Here is a 20,737-nt window from a genome sequence, read left to right as displayed (position 1 = left end):
TTCGATGATCGGCATCGATTTTCTGAATTGCGGGAACGGCGGCCGTCCTATCCCAGTGCCTTTACATACACCCCATAAGGCACGCCCAGAATATCCGGCGCCTCGCGAACCCGGACAAATCCCATCCGCAGATACATCGGCAGCGCCACCGTCATGATGGGCGTCGTGTGGAGCGCGATCATCGCCGACTGGTCGCGCTCGGCGCGGCGCAGGCATTCTTCCGTTAGTTGCCGGCCGATGCCCTTGCCGCGCGCCGAGGGATCGACCACCAGCATGCGGATGATCGGCCAGGCCGGTTCGAAAAACGCCGGTTTCGGCGCTTGCGGCCCGACATAGGCGACAGCGCCGACGATCTGGCCACCATCTTCGGCGACGATGATCTCGCCGGTCGTGGAAAGCTCCGGCATCTTCGCGACATGGGTCGTAAACAGCGGCCAGTCGGAATAATGCGGCTCGAACTCTGCGAATGCGGCCAGCGCAACGCGTACGATCGGCTCAGCATCCTCTTCGCGATAGTCACGCAGCATCGGCTACTCCATCGCGCGACTTCGCGCCCGTCAGCCGTCGCAGGCCGGCTCGCTCCGGGAGATTATCGGGCGTCCTGACATTCCAGACGAGCCCGACAGCCTCAAGCGACCGGATCAGCCACCAGCCGGGATCGACCTGTCCCGGCAAGAGTCCCAGCTTCGCCGAGCCCGGATAGGCGTGATGATTGTTGTGCCAATTCTCGCCCATGCTGATCAGCGCGGCGAGGCCGACATTGTAGCCCTGGGCCGCGACGCCATCGATAACCCAGACCTGATCGCCCCGGGTGTGGGAGAAGTGGCCGACCAGCCAGTGCCCGGTTACGCAGACGCTGACCCGCACACAAATGCCCCACACCAGCCAGTCCACTCCGCCGATTGCCAAGAAGAGCATGGCCCACGGCAATTGCTGCAACATCCAGGTGCGCTCGACCAAGGTGTAGAACCGGTCACCGGCGAGCCGCGGCTCGAGTCTGAAATCCGGCGGATGACGCAACGCCAGCCGGCAATGCAATTGCCACCACGCATCGCGCCAGAAACCGGCGCGATGACGGGAATAGTCGTGACATTCCGGCTGCCGTTGCGCCCAGTCGCGAAAATCGTGCAGGCGGATCATGCCGAACGGGCCGGCCATGCCGACCAGCGTGCCGAGATAAACGAGCAGACGTTCGAGCCAGAGCGGACAGTCGAAGCTCGCATGGATCAGCTTGCGATGCATTCCGACCGAATGGCCGCAGCAGAGCGTGATGGCGCTGGTCGCGATGAACAGCGCGAACGCCGACCAGGAGAAGCAGGCCGGTCCAAGCACGATGGCGACCGCCGTCATGCCCGCCAGCCACAGCGATTTGCCCGGCGCCCATTGAACGTGTCCGTCCCGCGGGTCGGTGTCAGGCGTGACGACGATTCGTTCCGAGCCCGGTCGCAAATCCATGGTCTGATTCCGGCGGAGCTCCGAGGCAGGCGAAGCTAGCGCATGTGCAGCCTGCGGATACAACTGCGGCGTGTCAACGCCTTGGTATTTCCAACGTCGCGATGCTGTCATAGGCTGACCCAGATCCGCACCATCAATCATAACAAGCGGGCATCGAGGAAACAGCCATGGAACAGATCCGCGTCTGCACCCACGCAGGGCCGGGTTCGGAGCCCGTCATCAAGACCGTGCCATGGCCGAAGGTCGGCAAGAAGGCCGCGCTGATCAAGATCGGCGCCTGCGGCGTCTGCGGCACCGATCTGCATATCCTCAAGGGTCATTGGCCGAAGCCGCTGCCCTGGCCGTTCACGCTCGGCCACGAAATCGGCGGCGTCGTCGTTGAATGCGGCGATGAATTCACCGAGGACTTCATGAGCAAGCCGCTCAAGGTCGGATCGAAAGTGATGATCCCGCCGCTGATGCCGTGTGGGCGTTGCTATTACTGCATTCACTATCCGCAGACCGCCAACAAATGCCTGACGCCGGTCTATTACGGCCGCTATCTCGGCTTCGACAAGGCGCCGCACATGTGGGGCGGCTGGGCCGAATATGTCTATGCCGATCTCGACATGCTGCCGGGCACCAAGATCTACAAGCTGCCCGACGACATGTCGCTGCGGCTCGGCGCGTTGTCGGAGCCGCTGACCTCCTGCATCCGCGCTTTCAACCGTGCCTCCCGCGCCGGCGGGTTCAGCTGGGGCGACACGGTGGTGATCCAGGGCTCGGGCCCGATCGGCATTCTCGCAGTCGCGGCCGCAAAGGAAATGGGAGCAGGGCGCGTGATCTGCGTCGGCGCGCCGGAGCAGCCGCGGCTCAAGCTCGCCCGCGAGTTCGGCGCGGAAGCGACGGTGAACATCGAAGAGATCAAATCGCCGCAGGACCGCATCGCGCGCGTGCGCGAGATCGTCGGCGGTTTCGGCGCCGATCTGGTGATGGATTGCTCGGGCCATCCGACCGCCGGCCCCGAGGGCATCGAGATGCTGCGCGACGGCGGCACCTATGTCGAGATGGGCCAGTTCACCGACGCCGGCTCGATCGAGACCTCATGGCACCGCATCTGCACCAAGGACCTCAATGTGCTGGGATCCTGGGGCTTTACCGGCAACGACCTGCCGCTCGGCGTCGACATGCTCTACCGCACGCGGGACAAATATCCCTGGCTGAAGATGCAGACGATCTATCCGTTCACGGAAGAAGGCGTCGCGCAGGCGGTGAGGGACGCGATGGCGATGAAGACGGTGAAATCGACCATCGTGCCGTGGCCGGAATTGGTGGAGTGAAGAGCACGCTGTCGCAAAAAAATCGCATCGGCGACTTCCATTTGACGTTGAACCCGCTAGCCTGCGCAGCTCGCAAGGCCCGGCAGGTGTAATGAACATTTCATCCGAATTTCCCGACGTTTCCCTCGCATCCCTCATCCCCGACATCGACCGACTTGCCGCTGACGCGATGGCGGTCTGGAAGGTGCCGGGCGCAGCGCTCGCCATCGTGCAGGACGGCAAGGTGGTGCTCACGCGCGCGTACGGTCAACGCGACGTCGAGGCCGATTTGCCGGTCACGCCGCGTACACAATTCGTGATCTGCTCGATTACGAAATCCTTCACCGCGACCGCGATTGCATTGCTGCATAACGAGGGGCTGCTCGACTGGACCAAGCCGGTCCGCGACTATCTGCCGGAGTTTCGCCTCTCGGATGCGGTCGCGACCGAACGCGTCACCGTTCGCGACCTGCTCAGCCATCAGTCGGGGTTACCGCGACACGACTGGCTTCACCTGCCCGGAGACCTCGCGCCGGCCGAGATGCTGCTGCTGATGCGGCATCTCGAACTGAGCCGGGACATCCGCGCCGCCTGGCAATACTGCAACCTCTGCTACAACGCCGCCGGTCTCCTCATCGAGCGCGTAACCGGCCAGAGCTATGAGGCTTTCGTCCGCGAGCGCCTGACAAACCGGCTCGGCATGACGGTCAGTTTCTCGCTCGATGAACTCGAAGCTGCACAGGAGCCGGCGCGGCCCTACAAGATCGACGTCGACACGCGGTCGCCGGCGCTGCGGCTGCCGATCCGCACCACGGCCGCAGGCGCCATCAACACGTCGGTGGCCGATCTTGCCAACTGGATGCGGCTGCATCTCGGCAGGGGCGAATTCGAGGGCGAACGCCTGCTGCCGGCATCGCTGGTGGACCAGCTGCACGCGCCGCTCGCGCCTGTTGGCAAGTCGGAATTTTCCGAGTTCGGCCACTGGCACTATGGATTGGGGCTTCAGTCCAACACGTATCAGGGGGAGCGCGTAGTATTGCACAGCGGCGGCTGGAACGGCTGGGGCTCGCTGATGACACTGGTGCCGGACGCCGGCATCGGCGTGGCCGTGCTGACGAACCGCAGTCGAAACGAGGTCACATCGATCCTGACGTGGTACATCATCGATCGGCTGCGCGGCCGGGAGCCGGTCGACTGGCTCTCACGCTTCCGCAAGATGCGCGACGACTTCATCGCTCACATTCCCGCCAACGAGGAGGTGCGCGAGAAAGCGCGTCACAGGGACACAAGGCCGGCGCATGCTTTGTCCACTTATGCGGCGGACTATGCCCATCCCGCCTATGGTGTCATATCGATCCGCGAGCGGGACGGCGTGCTGCACTGGTCGTGGCGCGGCATGGGCGCGCCACTCTCACACTGGCATTTCGAGACGTTCGTCACGCCGGAGATCATCGACCAGCTTCATCCGGATAATCTCCCGATCACCTTCCAGACCGACCGCGAGGGCAACATCGTGCATCTGTCGGTGCCGCTGGAGCCTACGGTGAAGGACATCGTGTTCGAGCGCCGGGCCGCGGGCGACTGCCTCGATCCCGCATTCCGCGCACGCTGTGTCGGGCGGTTCAGGAGCGGCGCCATGACCCATCGCGTGACCTTGGACAGCGAAGGCAGGCTCATTCTGAAGCCGGACTTCCAGCCGGCCTATCGCCTCGAGCCGCAGCAGGGCCGCCGGTTCCGCATCGTCGAGCTGGACGGTTTTGCCGTGGAATTTCGCGGAGAAGACGATCGGATTAACCAGATCGTCTTTCACCAGCCGAACGGCACCTTCGTCGCCGACCGCCTGGCAGAGAAACCCATGGAGCCGCAGTCAAACGAGCCGCGCTCCCCCTTCCACGCCATCCGCGCAATCGACTACACCGTCATCTTCGTGCGCGACATGGCCGCGATGCGCCGCTTCTACGAGGACGTTCTCGCCTTGTCCCTGCTGCGTGAGCTTTCGCCCAACTGGATCGAGTACGGCCTCGGCAGCAACACGCTGGCGCTGGCCAGACCGAGCCGAACCGCAGCGGATGCGCCGACGCCGGCGGGGAGTGCCTCGCTGCAACTGGCCTTCAAAGTGTCCGCAACTGAGGTCGATGCATGCGCCGACGAGCTCGTGCGGCACGGTGTGGCGCTGGTCTCACCGCCGACGAACCAGTCGTTTGGACACCGCACGCTGTTCTTCCGCGATCCCGACGGGAATTTGCTGGAGATCTACGCGGAGATCTGAGACGCCCAGAAAGTTCCATCGAGAATCCCCGACTTATCCACGCTGAGGTGAAACTTAGGCCCCAGTTCCGGCTTTCAGTTCGCGGGAGAGGTATCGTGAAGCAAATCCTGAAACCCGTCACTTACATCCTGGCCGCCATCTACTTCCTGGTGGATGCGGTCTTCATGGCCGTCGCGAAGCCGATCGCACGCTGGATTGCGCGGCATTTCGAGTTCAAGCGCTTGCGCGCCTGGATCAGATCGCTGCCGCCTTATCCATCGCTCGCGCTGTTTTCCGTGCCCGTGATCATTCTGGAGCCGATCAAGCCGGTGGCAGCCTACCTCGTCGCAACCGGCCAAGTCGTGAGCGGTGCGGCGGCGTTCATCGGCTGCGAGCTGCTCAAGCTGGTGCTGGTCGAGCGGCTGTTCCATCTTACGCGTGACAAGCTGATGCGGATTCCGGCGTTCGCGTGGGCCTACGGGAAATTCACCGACGTGAGGGCGTGGCTGCGCGCCACCGAAGCCTGGCGCGTCATTCGCGCCTTGAGCCGCACGGCGAAAGACTATGTTGCGTGGGCACGCGCGCGGCTGGTCGGTGGCTTCAGCAGACTGGTGACCGCCAGGGACTAGAGCCGCGCCACGCGCGTTGCCTCCTATGCGAGCTTGCGCGCTGCGGCGGTTGCCTTGTCGCCCGTGTTCGGCGTGCCGCTCGGCTCGATGAGCAGGAGATGAACCTCCTCGCGTGCCACCGGGCGATGCTCGACACCTTTGGGCACCACATAGAGTTCGCCGGGACCGAGCGTCACGGTGCGGTCCCGCAATTCGACGTCCAGCTTGCCTTTCAGGACGAGAAAGAAATCGTCGGTGTCGTCGTGCTTGTGCCAGGTGAACTCGCCCTTCACCTTCACCACCATGACGTCGCAATCGTTGAAGGTCGTGACCGTGCGCGGCGACCAATGGTCCTGAAAGGTTGCGAGCTTGTCGGCAAGCGAGATCCCGTCGGCCATGTTTCACCCTGAATTGCTCTTTCGTAAGGCAAGATTTGTGATCGAATGGCCGGCGCGGCAAGGGCCTCCCTAATGCGGACAAAGTCTGCGGCATGCTTCAGCCTATTGTGCTCTCGGGGAAAGCTCGATGTCCAACATGCCACTGCGCTGGTTCGGCTCGGTCGCGCTCGCTTGTCTCGTTGCCACGCCGGTCATCGCTGAGGAGGCTGGCACTCCGGCGCTGACTTTCTCTCCCTGGACGAAGCACTGCCTGGGCGACACGTGCTTCATCGGCAAGGATGGCCGCAGAAACGTCATCGGCCCGGACAATCTTTCGAACATCAACTGTGGATCGGTTGTATCGGCGCTGCTCGTCGAGCGAAGTGTGGACGACAAAAAGGCTCTGCGGGTCATGCTTCCACCCAGCGTGAGCCGGGGGAGTGGTGTTCGGATCATCATCGATCAGGGCCAGCCCATAGAGCGGCCCTACATGCACTGCCTTGCCAGCGGCTGCACGGCCGAATATCTGGCCGGACCGGAGCTGGTTGATCAACTCAAGCGGGGACAAAGTTTGTTTGTCGGGGCCATCGACAAGACCGATTCGCCGGTCGCTTTGACCATACCGCTTGCCGATTTCGCTAACGCCTACGACGGACCTTCACACGAACCGAAAGTATACGAGAAGGTGTATCATTCAAAAGAAGAATGCTGGCGGATTCGGAGCGCGAGAAACGTGCCGAAGAGGACCGCAAGGCCCGGTGCACGGCGCGATAGTTGCCCCTGTCGTTCCCTGGCGCTGACGTCGGCTTGACGAAGTCATACATGCATCCGGCACCGCCGATCGCGCGCAATCCAGCTAGGATGACCCGTAAAGTGCGCCGTTTTGGTCCAAAAGCGGGCCAAAAGCGCCGGGCGAGCCTCCCGGGCCTGTTCACCGTGTCGCCAACGCCATGCATCATAAGCATGGTGATTTGCCCGCGCTTGGCGTAAAGAGCGTCCAAATCAAATCGTCACGCGTGTGATTGGGCCTTCTGCCGCGAGTGCGGCGTCTTTGGCCCCTCGGTTCGCCGTTCCGCGCCTGAATTAACCAAGGTTCTCCATCCCGTGTCTTTTCCGGCCCTGACCCCGCCGCTCGCCCAAGCTTTGGCCGAGCGCAAATATGATTCACCGACCCCCGTTCAACTCGCCGTGCTGGCGGACGAGGCAGCCGACCGCGACCTCTTGGTTTCGGCCCAGACCGGCTCCGGCAAGACGCTGGCCTATGGTCTGGCCATGGCCAAGGATCTGCTCGGTGATTCCGAGCGGTTCGAGCGGGCGGGCGCGCCGCTTGCCTTGATCGTGGCGCCGACCCGCGAGCTCGCACTTCAGGTCCATCGCGAACTGGCCTGGCTGTATGAGCACGCGGACGGACGCGTCGTCTCCTGCGTCGGCGGCATGGATCCGCGGCGCGAGCAGCGCGAGCTTGCGGTCGGCGCTCACATCGTGGTCGGCACGCCCGGCCGGTTGTGCGACCATTTGCGCCGTGGTCGTCTCGACATCTCGGAATTGAAGGTCGTCGTTCTCGACGAGGCCGACGAGATGCTCAATCTCGGTTTTCGCGAGGACATGGAATTCATCCTCAAGACTACGCCGGAGACGCGCCGCACCCTGATGTTCTCGGCGACGTTTCCGCGCGGCATCGTGGCGCTGACCAAGCAGTATCAGCAGCAGGCGTTCCGGATCGAGGTCGCCGGCGACGAGGGCGGTCACGCCGATATCGAGTATCGCGCGATCCGGATCGCACCCGCTGATGCCGAGCACGCGGTCGTCAACGTGCTGCGCTTCTACGAGGCGCCGAGCGCGCTGGTGTTTTGCAGCACGCGCGATCACGTCAGGCATTTGCAGGCGGCGCTGCTGGAGCGCGGCTTCTCCGTGGTCGCGCTGTCAGGCGAATTGACGCAGAACGAGCGGACCATGGCGCTGCAGTCGCTGCGCGACGGGCGCGCCCGCGTCTGTGTGGCGACCGACGTTGCCGCCCGCGGCATCGACCTGCCGAGCCTCGATCTCGTCATCCATGCCGACCTGCCCAATGACGCCGAGGTCATGCAGCATCGTTCGGGCCGCACGGGACGTGCGGGCCGAAAGGGGACCAGCGTCCTGCTGGTGCCGCCGATCCGACGGCGGCGTGCGGAAATGCTGCTGAACGTCTCGGGGATCGACGCGGTCTGGGGGACGGCACCGCAGGCCGAGGAAATCCGCAAGCTCGATCACGACCGCATGAAGGACGTGTTGTTCACGGAGGAGACGACCGCCGACGATCTGGTGCTGGCGCAGGCGCTGTTGGCCGAGCGGTCGGCTGAGGATATCGCCGCCGCACTCGCGCGGCTTTATCGCGCGCGGCTGCCGTCGCCGGAAGACATCATGGATCCCGGCGAGCGAAGCAGCCGGCCGCGTGACGATCGCGGTCGCGACAATGTCCGCACGCCGCGCGACGATCGCACGCCGCGCGACGATCGAACGCCACGCGACGACGCTCGCAATTCGCGCGGCGATGATCGCGCCGAAAGGCTTCGACCCAAATCGGGGAGATCGTCGCCGAAACACGGCGTGGGTGAGGCCACCGTCTGGTTCCGTGCCAACATTGGACGAAGAAAGAACGCGGAAGCGCGCTGGCTTCTGCCGATGATTTGCCGTCGCGGCGGCATCGACAAGGGCGACATCGGCGCCATCAAGATCATGGACACGACGACCGAGTTCGAAATTTCCGAGCGGGTCGCGGAATCCTTCGCTGCCAAGATCAAGCGTCCGGACAAGGAAGACAATATCCGCCTCGAGCCGATGGCGGACGCGCCGCAGCGGCAAGCGCCTGCGGAAGAGCGGTCACACACGCCCCGGCGCGAGAGCCGCGACAGCGATCATCGTGAACAGCGCGATGATCGCCCGCGCGAGCCACGTGAATTCAAGCCCCGCGCCAAGCCACACGACGAGCGTGCGCCGAAATTCGACGGGGCTCCTGCGTTTGGGAAGAAAAAGAAGCATAAGGACAAGCCGGGCCATGCGGAGCCTTCGGTCAAGCCGTGGCCCGGGAAGGGCGCGCCCGGAAAGAAGCCGAAGAAGAAGCATCGCGGCTGAACCGCCGCCTGTGAGCGCAGACAACAATGATGCCGCCGGATCGCTCCGGCGGCATCATGATCTCAGGGACGTGTGAGTTCAGCGGCCACCGCCACCACCACCTCCGCCGCCACCACCACCACCGCCGGCATCACGCATTGCCGAATTGTAGCGGGGGTCGGTCTGCTTCATGTAAACGGGCGAAGTATCCCGATCGGTGCGAACGCGGCGTCCGCCCTGCTGCGGCGCTTCGATGAGGCCGGTGCAGCCTTCGAACAAGGCGAACTCGCAGCCATAGGTATGGACCTGCGCGGCGTTGGCGCTGGTCGCGCTGAAGGCGGCCGTTGCAGCGAATGCAATCAAGGCAACTTTCGACAATGTGAGTTTCATGGAAATTCTCCAGCCTCGGTATGGCGAGACCGGAACGGCTCGCACACAGCTTCGACGGGGGCCGGCTGAGACCGGTTCGAGGGGGGGCATCACGCCCGCGTGAGCCGCGCTGGCCGGGAGGGTCGTTACGGCGCACCGAGGTCGCGGAGCATGTAGGTCGCACTGTCGCCGTAGGATACGAGCTTTGCGCGTAGTTTCGCATCCGCAATGACCGGCCGAAACCCGAACCGCTCCCACAGCGGCCGCGTGGCGTAGACCGAGACGAGCGCGAGCATCGCGATGCCGGAAGCACGTGCCAGCCCCTCGACATCAACAACGTAAGCGCGCGATGCGCCGCCGCGAAAATCGGGCAGCACGGCAACGTCGTGGACGTAGAGGCAGTCCGCGTCGTCGGGGAGTCGCTCGAGGAAATCGTCGAGTGGTGGAATCCGGAGCTGCATCCAGGGATGCGCGAGGCCGTAACCAACGATCTCGTCGGCCGTGACGAGCGCGCGGCAGCCGTCGGGATAGAGCCGCATCTTTTCCGCGAACACGTCGGGACGCTCCGGCAGGCCGGGATGGATGCGCGTCGCGATCGCGCTGATCGCCGGCAGGTCGGATACGCGCGCGGGGCGCCAATGCGGCTTGGTCATGTCGGTCCGTCTCACGTCATCCATTTTATTCCGCCGCGACGATGCGCGCAGCGAAAAATATCGGTGCCGCGGCGTAGGGAATACGACGGCTCGTGCGGCGTCCTACCCATGCAAGCCAATTGCATGACAGGAGATATCATGACGACGTCCCCGATCCGCCTCGCGCTCACGCTCGCCGTATCGCTCGCAATCGTTCCCGCCGCCTTCGCCGCGCCGCCGACCAAGACCGGCAAGACCGACAAGGGCAACGTGCTCACCGACGCCAAGGGCATGTCGCTCTATACCTTCGACAAGGACGCGGACGGCAAGTCGGTCTGCAACGGTCCGTGTGCGACGAACTGGCCGGCGCTGAAAGCCGAGGCCAGCGATGCCGCCGCCGATGGCTACACAATCATCACCCGCGACGATGGTTCGAAGCAATGGGCCCACAAGGGCAAGCCGCTCTACACCTTCGCCAAGGACCAGAAGGCCGGCGACATCACCGGCGACGGCTTTCTGAACGGCGCCTGGCACCTCGCGATGCCCTGATGTATTGATAAGCGCTGGCCGGGCATCGCTGATGACGCGATGTCCGGCGCGACATCGCTGGCAGGACGACCATGGGCCGCGAGCAGAGACTCTATCGCGGCGGAGCAGGGCTCGCCGCCGCTTCCGGCAAATGGTGCCGCGGACGCGTAAGTGCGCCTGCGCGCCTTGTAATCGACGGGTTCGTAGCCATTTCGAGCTGACACCTTGCCGAAAGGGCATTTCGATGAAGTTCCGTGTCGGATTCGAAATGCTGTACGATTTCCCGCAGCCAACGCCGATCATCATGGTGCTGGGCACGCATTTCACGCGTGCCTCGGATGTCATCGTGCCTGACTTCGTCACCTCCAAGCCAGCGGTCGAGATCACGCCCTATCGCGACGTGTTCGGCAATTGGTGCAGCCGCATGGTCGCGCCGGCCGGTCGCGTGCGCCTTGCCGCGGATGGCGTCGTTCGCGACGGCGGCCGGCCGGATCCGGTGTTTGCCTCGGCGGTTCAGCACAGGATCGAAGAGCTGCCGTCCGATACGCTGGTCTATCTGCTCGGCAGCCGCTACTGCGAAACCGACCGGTTGACGGAGATCGCCTGGAAGCTGTTCGAGAAGACGCCTCCGGGGTGGGCGCGGGTGCAGGCAATCTGCGATTTCGTTCACCGCCACATCGCCTTTGGCTACGAACATGCGCGCGCCACCAAGACGGCGTGGGAGGCGTATCAGGAAGGCAAGGGCGTCTGCCGCGACTATGCGCATCTCGCCATTGCGTTCTGTCGCTGCATGAACATTCCCGCGCGTTATTGCACCGGGTATCTGAGCGACGTCGGTACGCCGAAGCCTTGGGCGGTGGGCGATTTCGCCGGCTGGTTCGAGGCCTTCATCGGCGGGCGCTGGCACACTTTCGATCCACGCAACAACGTGCCGCGGCAGGGGCGCATCCTGATCGCGCAGGGGCGCGATGCCTGCGACGTTCCGATCACGCAGACCTTCGGTCCGAACAAGCTGGTCAGCTTCAAGGTCTGGACCGACGAGGTCGCGTAATGGGCGGTTGTCCGCCGCTTGGGCGACGCTCGGCCGATTGAGGGCGATGTCGTGGCCCCGAAGCAGACGCCTAGCGCAGCCCCTCATACACCATCAACCCGCGTGCGATCTGCAATTTTCGGATCGCGCGGGGCAGGAGTTTCTCCGGCTGGTGCAGATAGCGCCAGGAGGTGAGGGTGAAGCGACCAAGCGCGCCGCATTCGTCGTCGAACGGCGCCAGCACGCCTGTGACGCTGACAGGCGTATGCGGGCGGGCGTTGAAGGGCAGCAGCAGCAGCTCGAGATGCGCCTTGCTGCCGTCCTCGCGTACTGCGGTGACGCCTGCGATCGCACCCAGCGTCTCGTCGGCGACGATGGTCGTGATCTCCTCGATCTCGCGGCGGCTCGCCTCGTTGAACAGCGCCGTAAAACTGGAGTCCTTGAGATCTGTTCCGGCAAGCGCGCAGACGCGCGTGCCGGCGACGCGGAACGGGAAGCCGAGATTGGGCTCGCAGGAGAGGACAAAAATGTCACCGAGCAGCCCGCGGACCGCTGCCGGATCGATATCGGCCCTGTCAGGGGCCCGCGCAGTGCCGCGCTTGTTGTCCCAATAAGCGAAGAACTCGCGGCTCGACGGATGTTTCATGACTGAACGCTAATCCCGGGGCGCAACCTGGCGGGACAGACCTGTCCCGCTTCAGTGCACCCGCGATCCCTGTGTTGTTGTGCAGGAGGGGATTTGCAGCGTCCATGCCGCGGGGACGTTTTCGGACCCGTTAAGCCGGTCTTTGCGTCGTTAACGTTAAATTAACTACGCGCTTCCCGTCCGCTGCGCCGCTGTTATGGTGACCGCGGTCGCAAGCCTCGCCGCTTTGCTCCAGGTTCTCGGCGAGGCCTGTACACAGGCGTCAAACAGTTTGGCCACGGGCCGGGGAGGGGTGGGGATACACCTTCATTCCTCTGGTGCCGGAAGGCCGACAAGGACAGGCAGGGCTTCCCAGGGCCCTGCCTTTTCCTTTTGTGCGGCACACTCTCGTGTCCCGGACGCGCTGCAGCGCGTAGCGCTGCTGCGCAGAGCCGGGACCCAGTCAGCCTGCCAGCGAATTCAATTCATCGGTGAGGTCGCGCCAGTCCGGATTGAGGTCTTCGATCAGCTTGAGTTTCCAGGCGCGTCGCCACCGCTTCAGCGAATGCTCGCGCGCCCTTGCCTCCAGGATGGATTCATAAGTCTCGAAATAGACCAGCAGGGTCACGTCATACTGTTTCGTGAACCCCGGAACGAGCTTGGCCTTGTGTGTGGCCATCCGGCGCGAGATGTCGTTGGTCACGCCGACATAGAGTGTGCCGTTTCGTTTGCTCGCGAGGATGTAGACGAAGAAGGCGGCTTGCATTGGCGTGAGCCGGAAATTGGAACTACCTAAAATTGCACGGTTCGAGGTTGCCGCCAAGCTGGGTCCCGGCTCTGCGGCGCGTCACTTCGTGCCGCACCTTGTCCGGGACACGAGACTGGCCGGTGCCGGCTGTCGCGCCCCGGACGCAGCGCAGCCCTTCTTCAACGGTCCGCTGCAGAGCCGGGCCCAGCATCTCGCACCGTGTCGAAAATGAGGGCGCCCCCTTTCACGATTTCCTTTTGTGCACTTGCGCAAGGCCGGCAAAGGCGACTATCTCCAAGGCTGTCGCGCCGATTGCGCCTGAAAGCGAAGCTGCCTTGGATTCCCCGCCGCAAGATTCGTCGCCGCAAGATCCTCAGCCGGCCCTGCCGGCCGTCACCGAGGAGGCTCCGCGCGAGCCGATCCTGACGCTGCCGTTCGCGTTGACCGCCTATATCGTGCTGCTGGCGGTGATCCATCTGCGGGTGCTGCTGCCGCCGGAGCTCGAGAACTGGACCATCGACGTTTTCGGCTTCATCCCGAAGCGCTACGATTCCTCGCTGCTCAATCTGGAGATTCCGGGTGGCGCCGGCGCAAAGGTCTGGACCTTCGTCACCTATTCGCTGCTGCACGCCAATCTCACCCATATCGGCTTCAACGTGCTGTGGCTGCTGCCGTTCGGCAGCGCGCTGGCGCGGCGCTTCGGCGCTGTCAGGTTCTTCGTGTTCATGGCGGTGACGGCGGCGGCCGGCGCGCTCGCCCATCTCGTCACCCATGAGCATGCGGTGGCGCCGATGATCGGCGCCTCGGCCTCGGTGTCGGGAGCGATGGCAGCCGCGATCCGCTTCGCGTTCGGGCGCGGCAGCTTCCTGTCGTTCACCCGTTCGGACGCCGATACCGCCGCAAAGGTTCCCGCATTGCCGCTGTCGCGCGCGCTGCGCGACGGGCGCATGCTCGGCTTCCTCGCGGTGTGGTTCGGCGTCAACATCATCTTCGGCGTCGGCGCGATCGGGGTCGATGCCGAGACCACGAGCGTCGCCTGGCAGGCCCATATCGGCGGCTTCCTCGCCGGCCTCCTGCTGTTCGCGCTGTTCGATCCCGTGCCGCGCGTGCGAAGCGATGCTGCGGATGCGTCATCACAGGACGTTTCAGACCGTATTTGAAGCGGCGCTTGCGGCGCGGCCCGAATTCATCCATCATTCTCGGGAAGAATGTTCCGAAGCGACAAGCTGCTCGAGCATGATCCGGAAAAGTGTGCAGCGGTTTTCCGGTAAGATCATGCTCAAACAATAACGAAGCGATAACGAAGCGATGCTTCGCAAAGCGCCCGAGCGTGAAACCGGCGCTGAAACTGTTAGTTGAAGACTCGCGAACAAGTCCGGACCGCCAAAAGGCGGACGGCTCCGATTCAGGGAGGCGACAATGACGGTACGTTCCATTCTCAATACCAAGGGCCACCAGATCATGAGCGTCGAGCCGGACGCCAAGCTGTCGGCCGCGGCAAAGCTGCTCGGTGAGAAGAAGATCGGCGCGGTGCTGGTGATGAACCAGAGCCGGCTCGACGGCATCCTGTCCGAGCGCGACATCGTGCGCGCGATCGGCGAGCGCGGCGCCGCCGCGCTGGAGGAGCCGGTCTCTCAGGTCATGACCCGCAAGGTCGTCACCTGCAAGGAGACCGACACGGTCGCCGAGCTCATGGAGATGATGACCACAGGCAAGTTCCGCCATCTGCCTGTGGTGGACAACGGCAAGGTGGTCGGCCTGATCTCGATCGGCGACATCGTCAAGCGCCGCGTCCAGGAATACGAGAACGAGCAGGAAGCCCTGCGCGACTACATCAAGACGGCCTGAGCGGACTTTACGCGTCCGCCTCTCGCTCGTCCGCTTTGGGTGCGCTGCCCGCGGTGGCAGGTGCGAGCACCGCGATCGCTTCCTGGATCGACTCCAGCGCGCGCTCGGCGGCGCGCGTGCCGTGCGCGATCAGATCCTCGCTGCGGTGGAAGTCGAACCAGCCGAACTGGCCGACCCGCGGCGTGATCAGAAGGTCCGGCGGATCGCCGGCAAGGCGGGCGCGCGTAATGCGGTCCTGCATGATGTTGAAGGCATCGACCATCACCGAGGAGATGCCGGGCCGTCCGCCGCTGCCGAAGAACTCGCGCTTCATGGTTTTCTCCGGCGAGAACAGCCGTGGAAAGCGCCGCTTGGCGGTCGTCTCTTCGGGCTCGGCCGCGACCGGCTGCGGCATCGCGCCATGCGCATAGATCGTCGTGGAATGGGTGAAGATGTCGCTGGAAAGATTTGCGGCGATGACGATTTCGGCGCCAAGCGCACGGGCGGCCGAGACCGGCACCGGATTCACCAGCGTGCCGTCGACCAGCCAGCGGTCGCCGATCAGCATGGGCTGGAAGATGCCGGGCAGGGCGTAGGAGGCGCGCATCGCGTCGACCAAGCGGCCATGCGTCAGCCAGATCTCGTGCCCGGTACGGACCTCGGTCGCGACGGAGGCGAACTTGATGGGGAGGTCCTCGATCAGGGTCTCGCCAACCGCTTCCTCGAGGCGGTTTGCCAACTTCTCGCCGCCGAGCAGGCCGGAGCCGTTGAGGCGGATGTCGAGATAGCCGAGGATGTTGCGCATCCCTTGCAGGCTACGTCCCCACTCCTCCAGCGTATCGAGCCGGCCGGCCGCATGGAGGCCGCCGACCACGGCGCCGATCGAGGTCCCGACCACGACGTCGGGCACGATGCCATTGGCCGCCAGGGTTCTCAGGATTCCGATATGGGCAAAGCCGCGCGCCGCGCCGCCACCGAGTGCGAGGCCGATGACCGGGCGGCGGATGCTACCCAAGCCAATCTTCTCGCCGACCTTTTCGCCGTTCGAGCCGTTCGCGCTCCGACCCTTCAAGATGTCCAGCACTAAAACTCTCCTACGCCGGGGCCAGCCCGCGTCGTCAGACTAGGCACCGCACTTGCACTCCGCCATCTCCGGGGCGAAGCATGGTTTATGCCGCTTTGGGGAGGGCGCTGGGCAGGAGTATGGCGAGGGACGGTTGCCTCTCCTCTAATCACGCAGGCGTCAGGTGGGTTCCATAGAACCGTATCGGAGCCGTATTTCTTGGGATATCAGAGGCTTGAATTTGCCGCGTTTTCGGTGAAAAGCAGGTGACATGACACGCGGGGGTGACGGCATCATCGGATGGCGGCGCAGCGGCAGGCTGCTGCCGGCGCTGATCCTTGCTGCGTGCCTTGTTACCCTCGCTCAAGGTCCTGCGCAGGCGCAGCTTTTCTCCGATCGTCCGCCGCCGGTGCCGCCCGCTTCGGTGCCCGATCCCGGCGGCGCCGTGAGCCTCGCGCCGCCCTCGGGTCCGGGGGCCGGCCCGCTGAGCCTGCCGCCGACCCTGGCGCAGCCGGTGACGCCGAGCATGCCGCCGCCAGCCGTCACGACCGTGCCGTCGGCCCCGCCGCTCAACGCGGCCGTGCCCGGACAGGGCGTGCTGTCGCTGACCGCGAAATACGGCAAGGACACCCCGGCGATCACCAGCGGCCTGGTCTGGCGGGTGTTCGCCGACCGTCCCGACGAGAACGGCACCTTCAAGCTGATCCGCGAGGACCGCAACGCCACGCCGAACATCGTGCTGCCGCCCGGCAATTACGTCGTGCACGTCGCCTTCGGCCTCGTCAGCGCGGTGCGCACCGTCAGCCTGAAGGCCGAGACCGATCGCGAATCCTTCGTGCTGCCGGCCGGCGGCCTGCGCATCGAGGGCCGGGTCGGCACCAGCCGCATTCCGCAGAATCAGATCTCGTTCGCGATCTACAAGGGCAGCCAGTTCGAGTCCGGCGAGCGCGCCTCGCTGGTGCCGAACGTCGCGGCCGGCGACGTCGTGCTGATCCCTGAGGGCACCTACTACATCATCTCCAATTACGGTGATGCGAACTCGGTGGTGCGCTCGGACATCCGCGTCCAGGCGGGCAAGCTCACCGACGTCACCATCACCCACCGCGCCGCCGTGATCACGCTCAAGCTCGTCAGCGACAAAGGCGGCGAGGCGCTTGCCAACACCGCCTGGTCGGTGCTGACGCCCGGCGGCGACGTCATCAAGGAATCGATCGGCGCCTTTCCTCGCGTCGTGCTCTCCGAAGGCGAATACCGCGCCATCGCCAAGAACGAAGGCAAGGTCTACGAGCGCGGCTTCAACGTCGTGAACGGCGTCGACGGCGAAGTCGAAGTCGTCGCGCGCTAGTTTCGCGCGTGTCCCGGACGCGCTGCAGCGCTCTTGCGCTGCTGCGCAGAGCCGGGACCCATCTCTCGGATCGGCGTGCCGCGGCCATGGGCCCCGGCGTACCGCGCTTCTCATCCAGCGCACGAAAATCCAATCAGGCGCGGGTTGAACTGCTCGGCGAGATGCGGCAGCGAAGAAGGTGACCCCGCGCTGCGCAGGTGCTGGCCAACGTCGCGGTGGAAGGTGATCGCTATCCCGCCCATCTCCAGGCGCGGGTCGGCCGCTAACATATCTTGCATGAAGGCCCGGTGAGCATTTGCTTACCGGGCTTCGCGTCTTGTGTTCCGATTTGAAGACCCGTGGCAGCGCTATCAAGCTGCGTCGGAAGGCCGGCTAACACCGGCGGCATCGTCTTATTCCAGAGGCTTCGCGAACGTCGGCGCAGCCGGTGGAAGATACGTAATTCCGATAATCAATTTTATTCTCTTTCCGTCCTGCTGGGTTATACGTCGGGTATCCGTCTAACGGGGGAGGCCGGAGCAGGCGTGTGCGCTTGCGAGACCGGTGCGGAGCAGGGGACCTAGCCCGTCGGCATGTACGAAGTGATCCTCACCAGGCGTAAGCGGTTCGGTTGGCGATGGCAGGTGTGCGACCAGTCCGGCAAGATATTTGCCGATGGCTTCGAGCGCACCCGGCCGGCCGCCAAATATCATGGCGAGCGCGCATTGTTCTTCCTGTTGTCGCAGGCCTATCTGCGCAATCGGTTTGCTGCGTCCAGCGAGGATTAGTCGCGCACGCGTGCTGCCTTGCGAGCGGGCTACAAGTCGTCAGACATCCACGACCAGCTTGCCCTTCGCCGCGTGATCCCTGATCAGCGCATAGGCCTCGCCAACGCTCTCCAGCGTGAATCGCCTTGCATCGACCAGCGGCACGAGCTTGCCGGCTTCCACCAGGCGCGTTGCCTCGCTCATGATCTCCCCGTGGTGCGCGCGGCCTTCGCCTGATAGCAGCGGCAGCAGCGTGAACACGCCGGAATAGCTGGCAGCGCGAAACGACAGCGGCGCCAGCGCATGCGTGCCCCAGCCAAGTGCGCTCACGACATGGCCGAAGCGGCGCACTGCTGCGAAGGAGGCGTCGAGTACCTTGCCGCCGACGCTGTCGTAGACGATGTCGAAGCCGCGGCCGCTGGTATGCTCCGCCACGTAAGTCTCAACCGCGGTGTCGCGGTCGATGAAGACCGCGCCAAAACCTTCGATCGTCGCGCGCTGCAATGCCGATCCGGTTGAAAACACCTCTGCTCCGAAGGCGCGCGCGATCTGGATCGCGACATGGCCGACGCCGCCGGCGCCGCCATGGATCAAGACCTTCTGGCCGGCCTTGAGTGACGCGCGGTCGATCAGCCCTTCCCAGGCCGTGATGACAATGAGGGGCAGGGCAGCCGCTTCCCGCATGCCGAGATTGGCGGGCTTGAGCGCCAGCAGGTCGGCGTCGACTGCAGCGAATTCGGCCAGCGATCCCTGCACGCCACCGACGCCGCCGGTCATGCCGTAGACCTCGTCGCCCGGACTGAACCGCGTCACGTCGCGTCCGGTCTGCTCGATTACGCCGGCGAGATCGATACCCAGAATGGCGGGCAGCGGATGGCGCGCATGCGCCGCGGAGCCTGCATGGATCTTGGTGTCGAGCGGATTGACCCCGCTCGCGCGCACCCGGACCAGCACTTCGCGCGGGCCGATTTCGGGCGTGGAGATGGTTGAGAGCCGTAAGGGAGCATTGTGGGCTTCCAGAACGGCTGCACGCATCGTCGATGTTCCAGTCATGATCGTCCTGCTCCGTTGTCGGCCTCCAATATGCCCCTGATTTTTTGCATGGGAAGGAACAAGGATGTACGATTTCCGTGCATTTTTGTATGAGGGCTTCCGATGGACTGGAGCGATCTGCGCATCTTCCTGGCGGTCGCGCGCGAAGGCACGTTAGGGGCTGCCGCGCGCAAAATCGGCCAGACCCAGCCGACCATGGGCCGGCGGCTGCGCGCGCTCGAAGCTGCATTAGGACAGACGCTGTTCCAGCGCACCGCCGACGGTTTTGTTCTGACCGACGAAGGGACGGCCGTGCTGCGCCACGCCGAGCGGATCGAGGAGGAGGCGCTGGCGCTGGAGCGGCATGCGACCGGCGCGGAGACCGAGCTCGACGGCGTGCTGCGCCTGTCGTCGTCCGACTGGTTCGGGACGGTGATGCTGTCGCCGGTGATCGCCGCCTTCGGCAAGCGTCATCCCAAGGTGACTGTCGAGCTCTTGACCGACGCGCGGCTCTACAGCCTGCCGCGCCGCGAGGCCGATCTCGTCTTTCGCATCAAGCCGTTTGGCGAGCCCGAGGTGATCTCGCGAAAGCTGCTGCACATTCCCTACGCGCTTTACGGCAAGAAGGGCAGCAAGCCGCCGCGCGCCGGTGATGGCAGCGGCGTTCGCGTCGTGACCATGAATGCCGAATTCGCCGACATGCCCGACGCGGTCTGGCTGAAGCGCATGCTGCCGAAGGCGGAAATCGCCTCGCGCAGCAATAACCGCCAGGCGCAGGCCGAACTCTGTGCGAGCGGCGGCGGGCTTGCGGTGCTGCCGCGTCTGCTCGGCGACCGCGACCGCCGCCTGGTCGCGCTCGATATCGGCGCGAACCCGCCCGGCCGCGACACCTATGTCGGCTATCACCGCGACCTCAAGCGCCTCGCTCGCCTGCGCGCGCTGCTTGATCTCGTGATTGAAAAGTTGGCGGGCACGGCTCCGTAGCCTGACTCGCGCTGCGCTCCATCCGGGCTACAAGAGCTTGCGTTGCCCGACGGGCAAAACACCCAACATGTCGGTCAACCCGCGTATCGCAAATTTTCGCCTTTACAGAAATTCGGAAACGACGTATCTCTCGCTGCAACCCGGCCCAAGGAAGAGGGGCGTATCGCGATCGTCACGAACGCGGGCCGGGCGGCGGTGGACGCTGATAACATCGGCGCGAAGGCTTTCGCAGGGCGGGCAACCGTGAGCGAAGTCCGCGCGCGCACGACCGGTGCGATCGGCGTACGGCAAAATCGTGTGGTCCTGACGCCCGGGGTCTGTGCGTCAAGTCTTGCGGTGATGTGGCGGCCCGACCGGGTGCGCGCATCAGTCATCCGCAAGGCGACGGGGGCAATAGTGCATCGCTCCCCGGGGAGAGCGCGACATAAGCCGTAAAACCATTGCGCAGGGAAGGCCGGTTGTTAGGCTTCACCTGTATGCCGCTGTGCAAATTCTTGTTGCCGCCATCCGCACAGTGGACCGTGGGTGCCCGGCCGGCACCCGGTCTTCCCTGCGCCCTCTTTCATCGGAGGGTGAGGCGGCGAAGCAAAGCTCGGGCAAAACATGCCGCGAGGATGCGAAGGTGCGTCTGCGATGAAGGTGCGAATTGAAAAGCGACGCCATCAATCACACGCTCCGTCATTGCGAGCGCAGCGAAGCAATCCAGAGTCTTTCCGCGGTGGGATTCTGGAT

General features: G+C 64.5%; 21 protein-coding genes and 1 pseudogene. 13 read left to right on the top strand and 9 right to left on the bottom strand.

The annotated features are described in order from the left end of the window. Positions 1 to 47 precede the first annotated feature (47 nt). Together IVB29_RS28415 and IVB29_RS28410 are read right to left on the bottom strand one after the other, a co-directional pair. Entirely contained in the window at positions 48 to 527 is a 480-nt protein-coding gene (locus IVB29_RS28415; protein WP_247506699.1) for a GNAT family N-acetyltransferase, read from the bottom strand. Then, on the bottom strand, positions 517 to 1,455 hold the full coding sequence (locus IVB29_RS28410; RefSeq protein WP_247506698.1) for an acyl-CoA desaturase: 939 nt from the start codon (positions 1,453 to 1,455) through the stop codon (positions 517 to 519). Before IVB29_RS28410 ends, IVB29_RS28415 begins: the two co-directional genes overlap by 11 nt. A 167-nt stretch (positions 1,456 to 1,622) precedes the next feature. Here IVB29_RS28410 and IVB29_RS28405 point away from each other — a divergent pair, with 167 nt between their 5' ends. From IVB29_RS28405 to IVB29_RS28390, 4 genes and pseudogenes are all read left to right on the top strand, one after another. After that, on the top strand, positions 1,623 to 2,774 hold the full coding sequence (locus IVB29_RS28405) for a zinc-binding dehydrogenase (RefSeq protein ID WP_247506697.1): 1,152 nt from the start codon (positions 1,623 to 1,625) through the stop codon (positions 2,772 to 2,774). Between the two features lie 91 nt (positions 2,775 to 2,865). Next, positions 2,866 to 4,308 (top strand): annotated as a pseudogene (locus IVB29_RS28400) (serine hydrolase); the annotation flags it as partial. A 300-nt stretch (positions 4,309 to 4,608) separates the two neighbouring features. Next, a complete protein-coding gene (locus IVB29_RS28395) occupies positions 4,609 to 5,022 on the top strand; it encodes a VOC family protein (protein ID WP_247507005.1) in 414 nt (137 codons plus the stop codon). Between the two features lie 95 nt (positions 5,023 to 5,117). Next, complete coding sequence (locus IVB29_RS28390) at positions 5,118 to 5,630, top strand: hypothetical protein (protein WP_247506696.1); 513 nt, start codon at positions 5,118 to 5,120, stop codon at positions 5,628 to 5,630. A gap of 23 nt (positions 5,631 to 5,653) precedes the next feature. Here IVB29_RS28390 and IVB29_RS28385 read toward each other — a convergent pair whose 3' ends face one another. After that, positions 5,654 to 6,007 carry a cupin domain-containing protein gene (locus tag IVB29_RS28385; protein WP_247506695.1) on the bottom strand — a complete coding sequence of 118 codons (354 nt, stop codon included), beginning with the start codon at positions 6,005 to 6,007 and terminating at the stop codon, positions 5,654 to 5,656. A gap of 127 nt (positions 6,008 to 6,134) precedes the next feature. On the opposite strand from IVB29_RS28385, the gene IVB29_RS28380 reads away from it, so the two are divergent. After that, complete coding sequence (locus tag IVB29_RS28380; protein ID WP_247506694.1) at positions 6,135 to 6,797, top strand: invasion associated locus B family protein; 663 nt, start codon at positions 6,135 to 6,137, stop codon at positions 6,795 to 6,797. Between the two features lie 293 nt (positions 6,798 to 7,090). After that, positions 7,091 to 9,097, top strand: coding sequence for a DEAD/DEAH box helicase (locus IVB29_RS28375; protein WP_247506693.1), 2,007 nt, complete (start codon positions 7,091 to 7,093; stop codon positions 9,095 to 9,097). Positions 9,098 to 9,175: 78 nt separating this feature from the next. Here IVB29_RS28375 and IVB29_RS28370 read toward each other — a convergent pair whose 3' ends face one another. Both IVB29_RS28370 and IVB29_RS28365 read right to left on the bottom strand, forming a co-directional pair. Further along, positions 9,176 to 9,466, bottom strand: coding sequence for a hypothetical protein (locus IVB29_RS28370; RefSeq protein WP_247506692.1), 291 nt, complete (start codon positions 9,464 to 9,466; stop codon positions 9,176 to 9,178). 125 nt (positions 9,467 to 9,591) lie between these two features. Next, the gene (locus IVB29_RS28365; RefSeq protein ID WP_247507004.1) at positions 9,592 to 10,098 is read right to left on the bottom strand and encodes a GNAT family N-acetyltransferase; all 507 of its coding nucleotides are present in this window, start codon (positions 10,096 to 10,098) and stop codon (positions 9,592 to 9,594) included. Between the two features lie 138 nt (positions 10,099 to 10,236). Between IVB29_RS28365 and IVB29_RS28360 the strand changes: the two genes are divergently transcribed. After that, positions 10,237 to 10,626, top strand: a complete 390-nt coding sequence (locus IVB29_RS28360; RefSeq protein WP_247506691.1) for a hypothetical protein — start codon at positions 10,237 to 10,239, stop codon at positions 10,624 to 10,626. 223 nt (positions 10,627 to 10,849) lie between these two features. Next, positions 10,850 to 11,656, top strand: coding sequence for a transglutaminase family protein (locus IVB29_RS28355; RefSeq protein WP_247506690.1), 807 nt, complete (start codon positions 10,850 to 10,852; stop codon positions 11,654 to 11,656). Between the two features lie 70 nt (positions 11,657 to 11,726). Here the strand turns inward: IVB29_RS28355 and IVB29_RS28350 are convergent, their stop codons facing one another. Both IVB29_RS28350 and IVB29_RS28345 read right to left on the bottom strand, forming a co-directional pair. After that, positions 11,727 to 12,281 carry a PAS domain-containing protein gene (locus IVB29_RS28350; protein WP_247506689.1) on the bottom strand — a complete coding sequence of 185 codons (555 nt, stop codon included), beginning with the start codon at positions 12,279 to 12,281 and terminating at the stop codon, positions 11,727 to 11,729. A gap of 442 nt (positions 12,282 to 12,723) precedes the next feature. Next, positions 12,724 to 13,026, bottom strand: a complete 303-nt coding sequence (locus IVB29_RS28345; protein WP_247507003.1) for a GIY-YIG nuclease family protein — start codon at positions 13,024 to 13,026, stop codon at positions 12,724 to 12,726. 317 nt (positions 13,027 to 13,343) lie between these two features. Between IVB29_RS28345 and IVB29_RS28340 the strand changes: the two genes are divergently transcribed. Beyond that, on the top strand, positions 13,344 to 14,168 hold the full coding sequence (locus tag IVB29_RS28340; protein WP_247506688.1) for a rhomboid family intramembrane serine protease: 825 nt from the start codon (positions 13,344 to 13,346) through the stop codon (positions 14,166 to 14,168). A gap of 259 nt (positions 14,169 to 14,427) precedes the next feature. Then, the gene (locus IVB29_RS28335; protein ID WP_247506687.1) at positions 14,428 to 14,856 is read left to right on the top strand and encodes a CBS domain-containing protein; all 429 of its coding nucleotides are present in this window, start codon (positions 14,428 to 14,430) and stop codon (positions 14,854 to 14,856) included. Between the two features lie 7 nt (positions 14,857 to 14,863). On the opposite strand, the gene IVB29_RS28330 is transcribed toward IVB29_RS28335, so the two are convergent. Beyond that, entirely contained in the window at positions 14,864 to 15,919 is a 1,056-nt protein-coding gene (locus IVB29_RS28330) for a patatin-like phospholipase family protein (protein ID WP_247506686.1), read from the bottom strand. 250 nt (positions 15,920 to 16,169) lie between these two features. Between IVB29_RS28330 and IVB29_RS28325 the strand changes: the two genes are divergently transcribed. Both IVB29_RS28325 and IVB29_RS28320 read left to right on the top strand, forming a co-directional pair. Then, entirely contained in the window at positions 16,170 to 17,243 is a 1,074-nt protein-coding gene (locus tag IVB29_RS28325) for a hypothetical protein (protein ID WP_247506685.1), read from the top strand. A gap of 572 nt (positions 17,244 to 17,815) precedes the next feature. Further along, positions 17,816 to 18,010 carry a hypothetical protein gene (locus IVB29_RS28320; RefSeq protein WP_247506684.1) on the top strand — a complete coding sequence of 65 codons (195 nt, stop codon included), beginning with the start codon at positions 17,816 to 17,818 and terminating at the stop codon, positions 18,008 to 18,010. A gap of 39 nt (positions 18,011 to 18,049) precedes the next feature. Here IVB29_RS28320 and IVB29_RS28315 read toward each other — a convergent pair whose 3' ends face one another. Beyond that, positions 18,050 to 19,042 carry a zinc-dependent alcohol dehydrogenase family protein gene (locus IVB29_RS28315; protein WP_346731311.1) on the bottom strand — a complete coding sequence of 331 codons (993 nt, stop codon included), beginning with the start codon at positions 19,040 to 19,042 and terminating at the stop codon, positions 18,050 to 18,052. Between the two features lie 102 nt (positions 19,043 to 19,144). On the opposite strand from IVB29_RS28315, the gene IVB29_RS28310 reads away from it, so the two are divergent. Continuing rightward, positions 19,145 to 20,005, top strand: coding sequence for a LysR family transcriptional regulator (locus tag IVB29_RS28310; protein ID WP_247506682.1), 861 nt, complete (start codon positions 19,145 to 19,147; stop codon positions 20,003 to 20,005). The last annotated feature ends 732 nt before the right edge of the window (positions 20,006 to 20,737 follow it).

This window comes from Bradyrhizobium sp. 1, from assembly GCF_023073315.1.
Taxonomy (GTDB): domain Bacteria; phylum Pseudomonadota; class Alphaproteobacteria; order Rhizobiales; family Xanthobacteraceae; genus Bradyrhizobium.
Note: the sequence above shows the minus strand (reverse complement) of the source record. Positions and strands in the feature narration are given on the sequence as shown.

Excerpts from the sequence above, each read along its gene's own strand:
- IVB29_RS28415 (WP_247506699.1), bottom strand. The coding sequence starts at position 527 with ATGCTGCGTGACTATCGCGAAGAGGATGCTGAGCCGATCGTACGCGTT.
- IVB29_RS28410 (WP_247506698.1), bottom strand. The coding sequence starts at position 1,455 with ATGGATTTGCGACCGGGCTCGGAACGAATCGTCGTCACGCCTGACACC.
- IVB29_RS28405 (WP_247506697.1), top strand. The coding sequence starts at position 1,623 with ATGGAACAGATCCGCGTCTGCACCCACGCAGGGCCGGGTTCGGAGCCC.
- IVB29_RS28395 (WP_247507005.1), top strand. The coding sequence starts at position 4,609 with ATGGAGCCGCAGTCAAACGAGCCGCGCTCCCCCTTCCACGCCATCCGC.
- IVB29_RS28385 (WP_247506695.1), bottom strand. The coding sequence starts at position 6,007 with ATGGCCGACGGGATCTCGCTTGCCGACAAGCTCGCAACCTTTCAGGAC.
- IVB29_RS28380 (WP_247506694.1), top strand. The coding sequence starts at position 6,135 with ATGTCCAACATGCCACTGCGCTGGTTCGGCTCGGTCGCGCTCGCTTGT.
- IVB29_RS28370 (WP_247506692.1), bottom strand. The coding sequence starts at position 9,466 with ATGAAACTCACATTGTCGAAAGTTGCCTTGATTGCATTCGCTGCAACG.
- IVB29_RS28365 (WP_247507004.1), bottom strand. The coding sequence starts at position 10,098 with ATGACCAAGCCGCATTGGCGCCCCGCGCGCGTATCCGACCTGCCGGCG.
- IVB29_RS28360 (WP_247506691.1), top strand. The coding sequence starts at position 10,237 with ATGACGACGTCCCCGATCCGCCTCGCGCTCACGCTCGCCGTATCGCTC.
- IVB29_RS28355 (WP_247506690.1), top strand. The coding sequence starts at position 10,850 with ATGAAGTTCCGTGTCGGATTCGAAATGCTGTACGATTTCCCGCAGCCA.
- IVB29_RS28350 (WP_247506689.1), bottom strand. The coding sequence starts at position 12,281 with ATGAAACATCCGTCGAGCCGCGAGTTCTTCGCTTATTGGGACAACAAG.
- IVB29_RS28345 (WP_247507003.1), bottom strand. The coding sequence starts at position 13,026 with ATGCAAGCCGCCTTCTTCGTCTACATCCTCGCGAGCAAACGAAACGGC.
- IVB29_RS28335 (WP_247506687.1), top strand. The coding sequence starts at position 14,428 with ATGACGGTACGTTCCATTCTCAATACCAAGGGCCACCAGATCATGAGC.
- IVB29_RS28325 (WP_247506685.1), top strand. The coding sequence starts at position 16,170 with ATGACACGCGGGGGTGACGGCATCATCGGATGGCGGCGCAGCGGCAGG.
- IVB29_RS28320 (WP_247506684.1), top strand. The coding sequence starts at position 17,816 with ATGTACGAAGTGATCCTCACCAGGCGTAAGCGGTTCGGTTGGCGATGG.
- IVB29_RS28315 (WP_346731311.1), bottom strand. The coding sequence starts at position 19,042 with ATGACTGGAACATCGACGATGCGTGCAGCCGTTCTGGAAGCCCACAAT.
- IVB29_RS28310 (WP_247506682.1), top strand. The coding sequence starts at position 19,145 with ATGGACTGGAGCGATCTGCGCATCTTCCTGGCGGTCGCGCGCGAAGGC.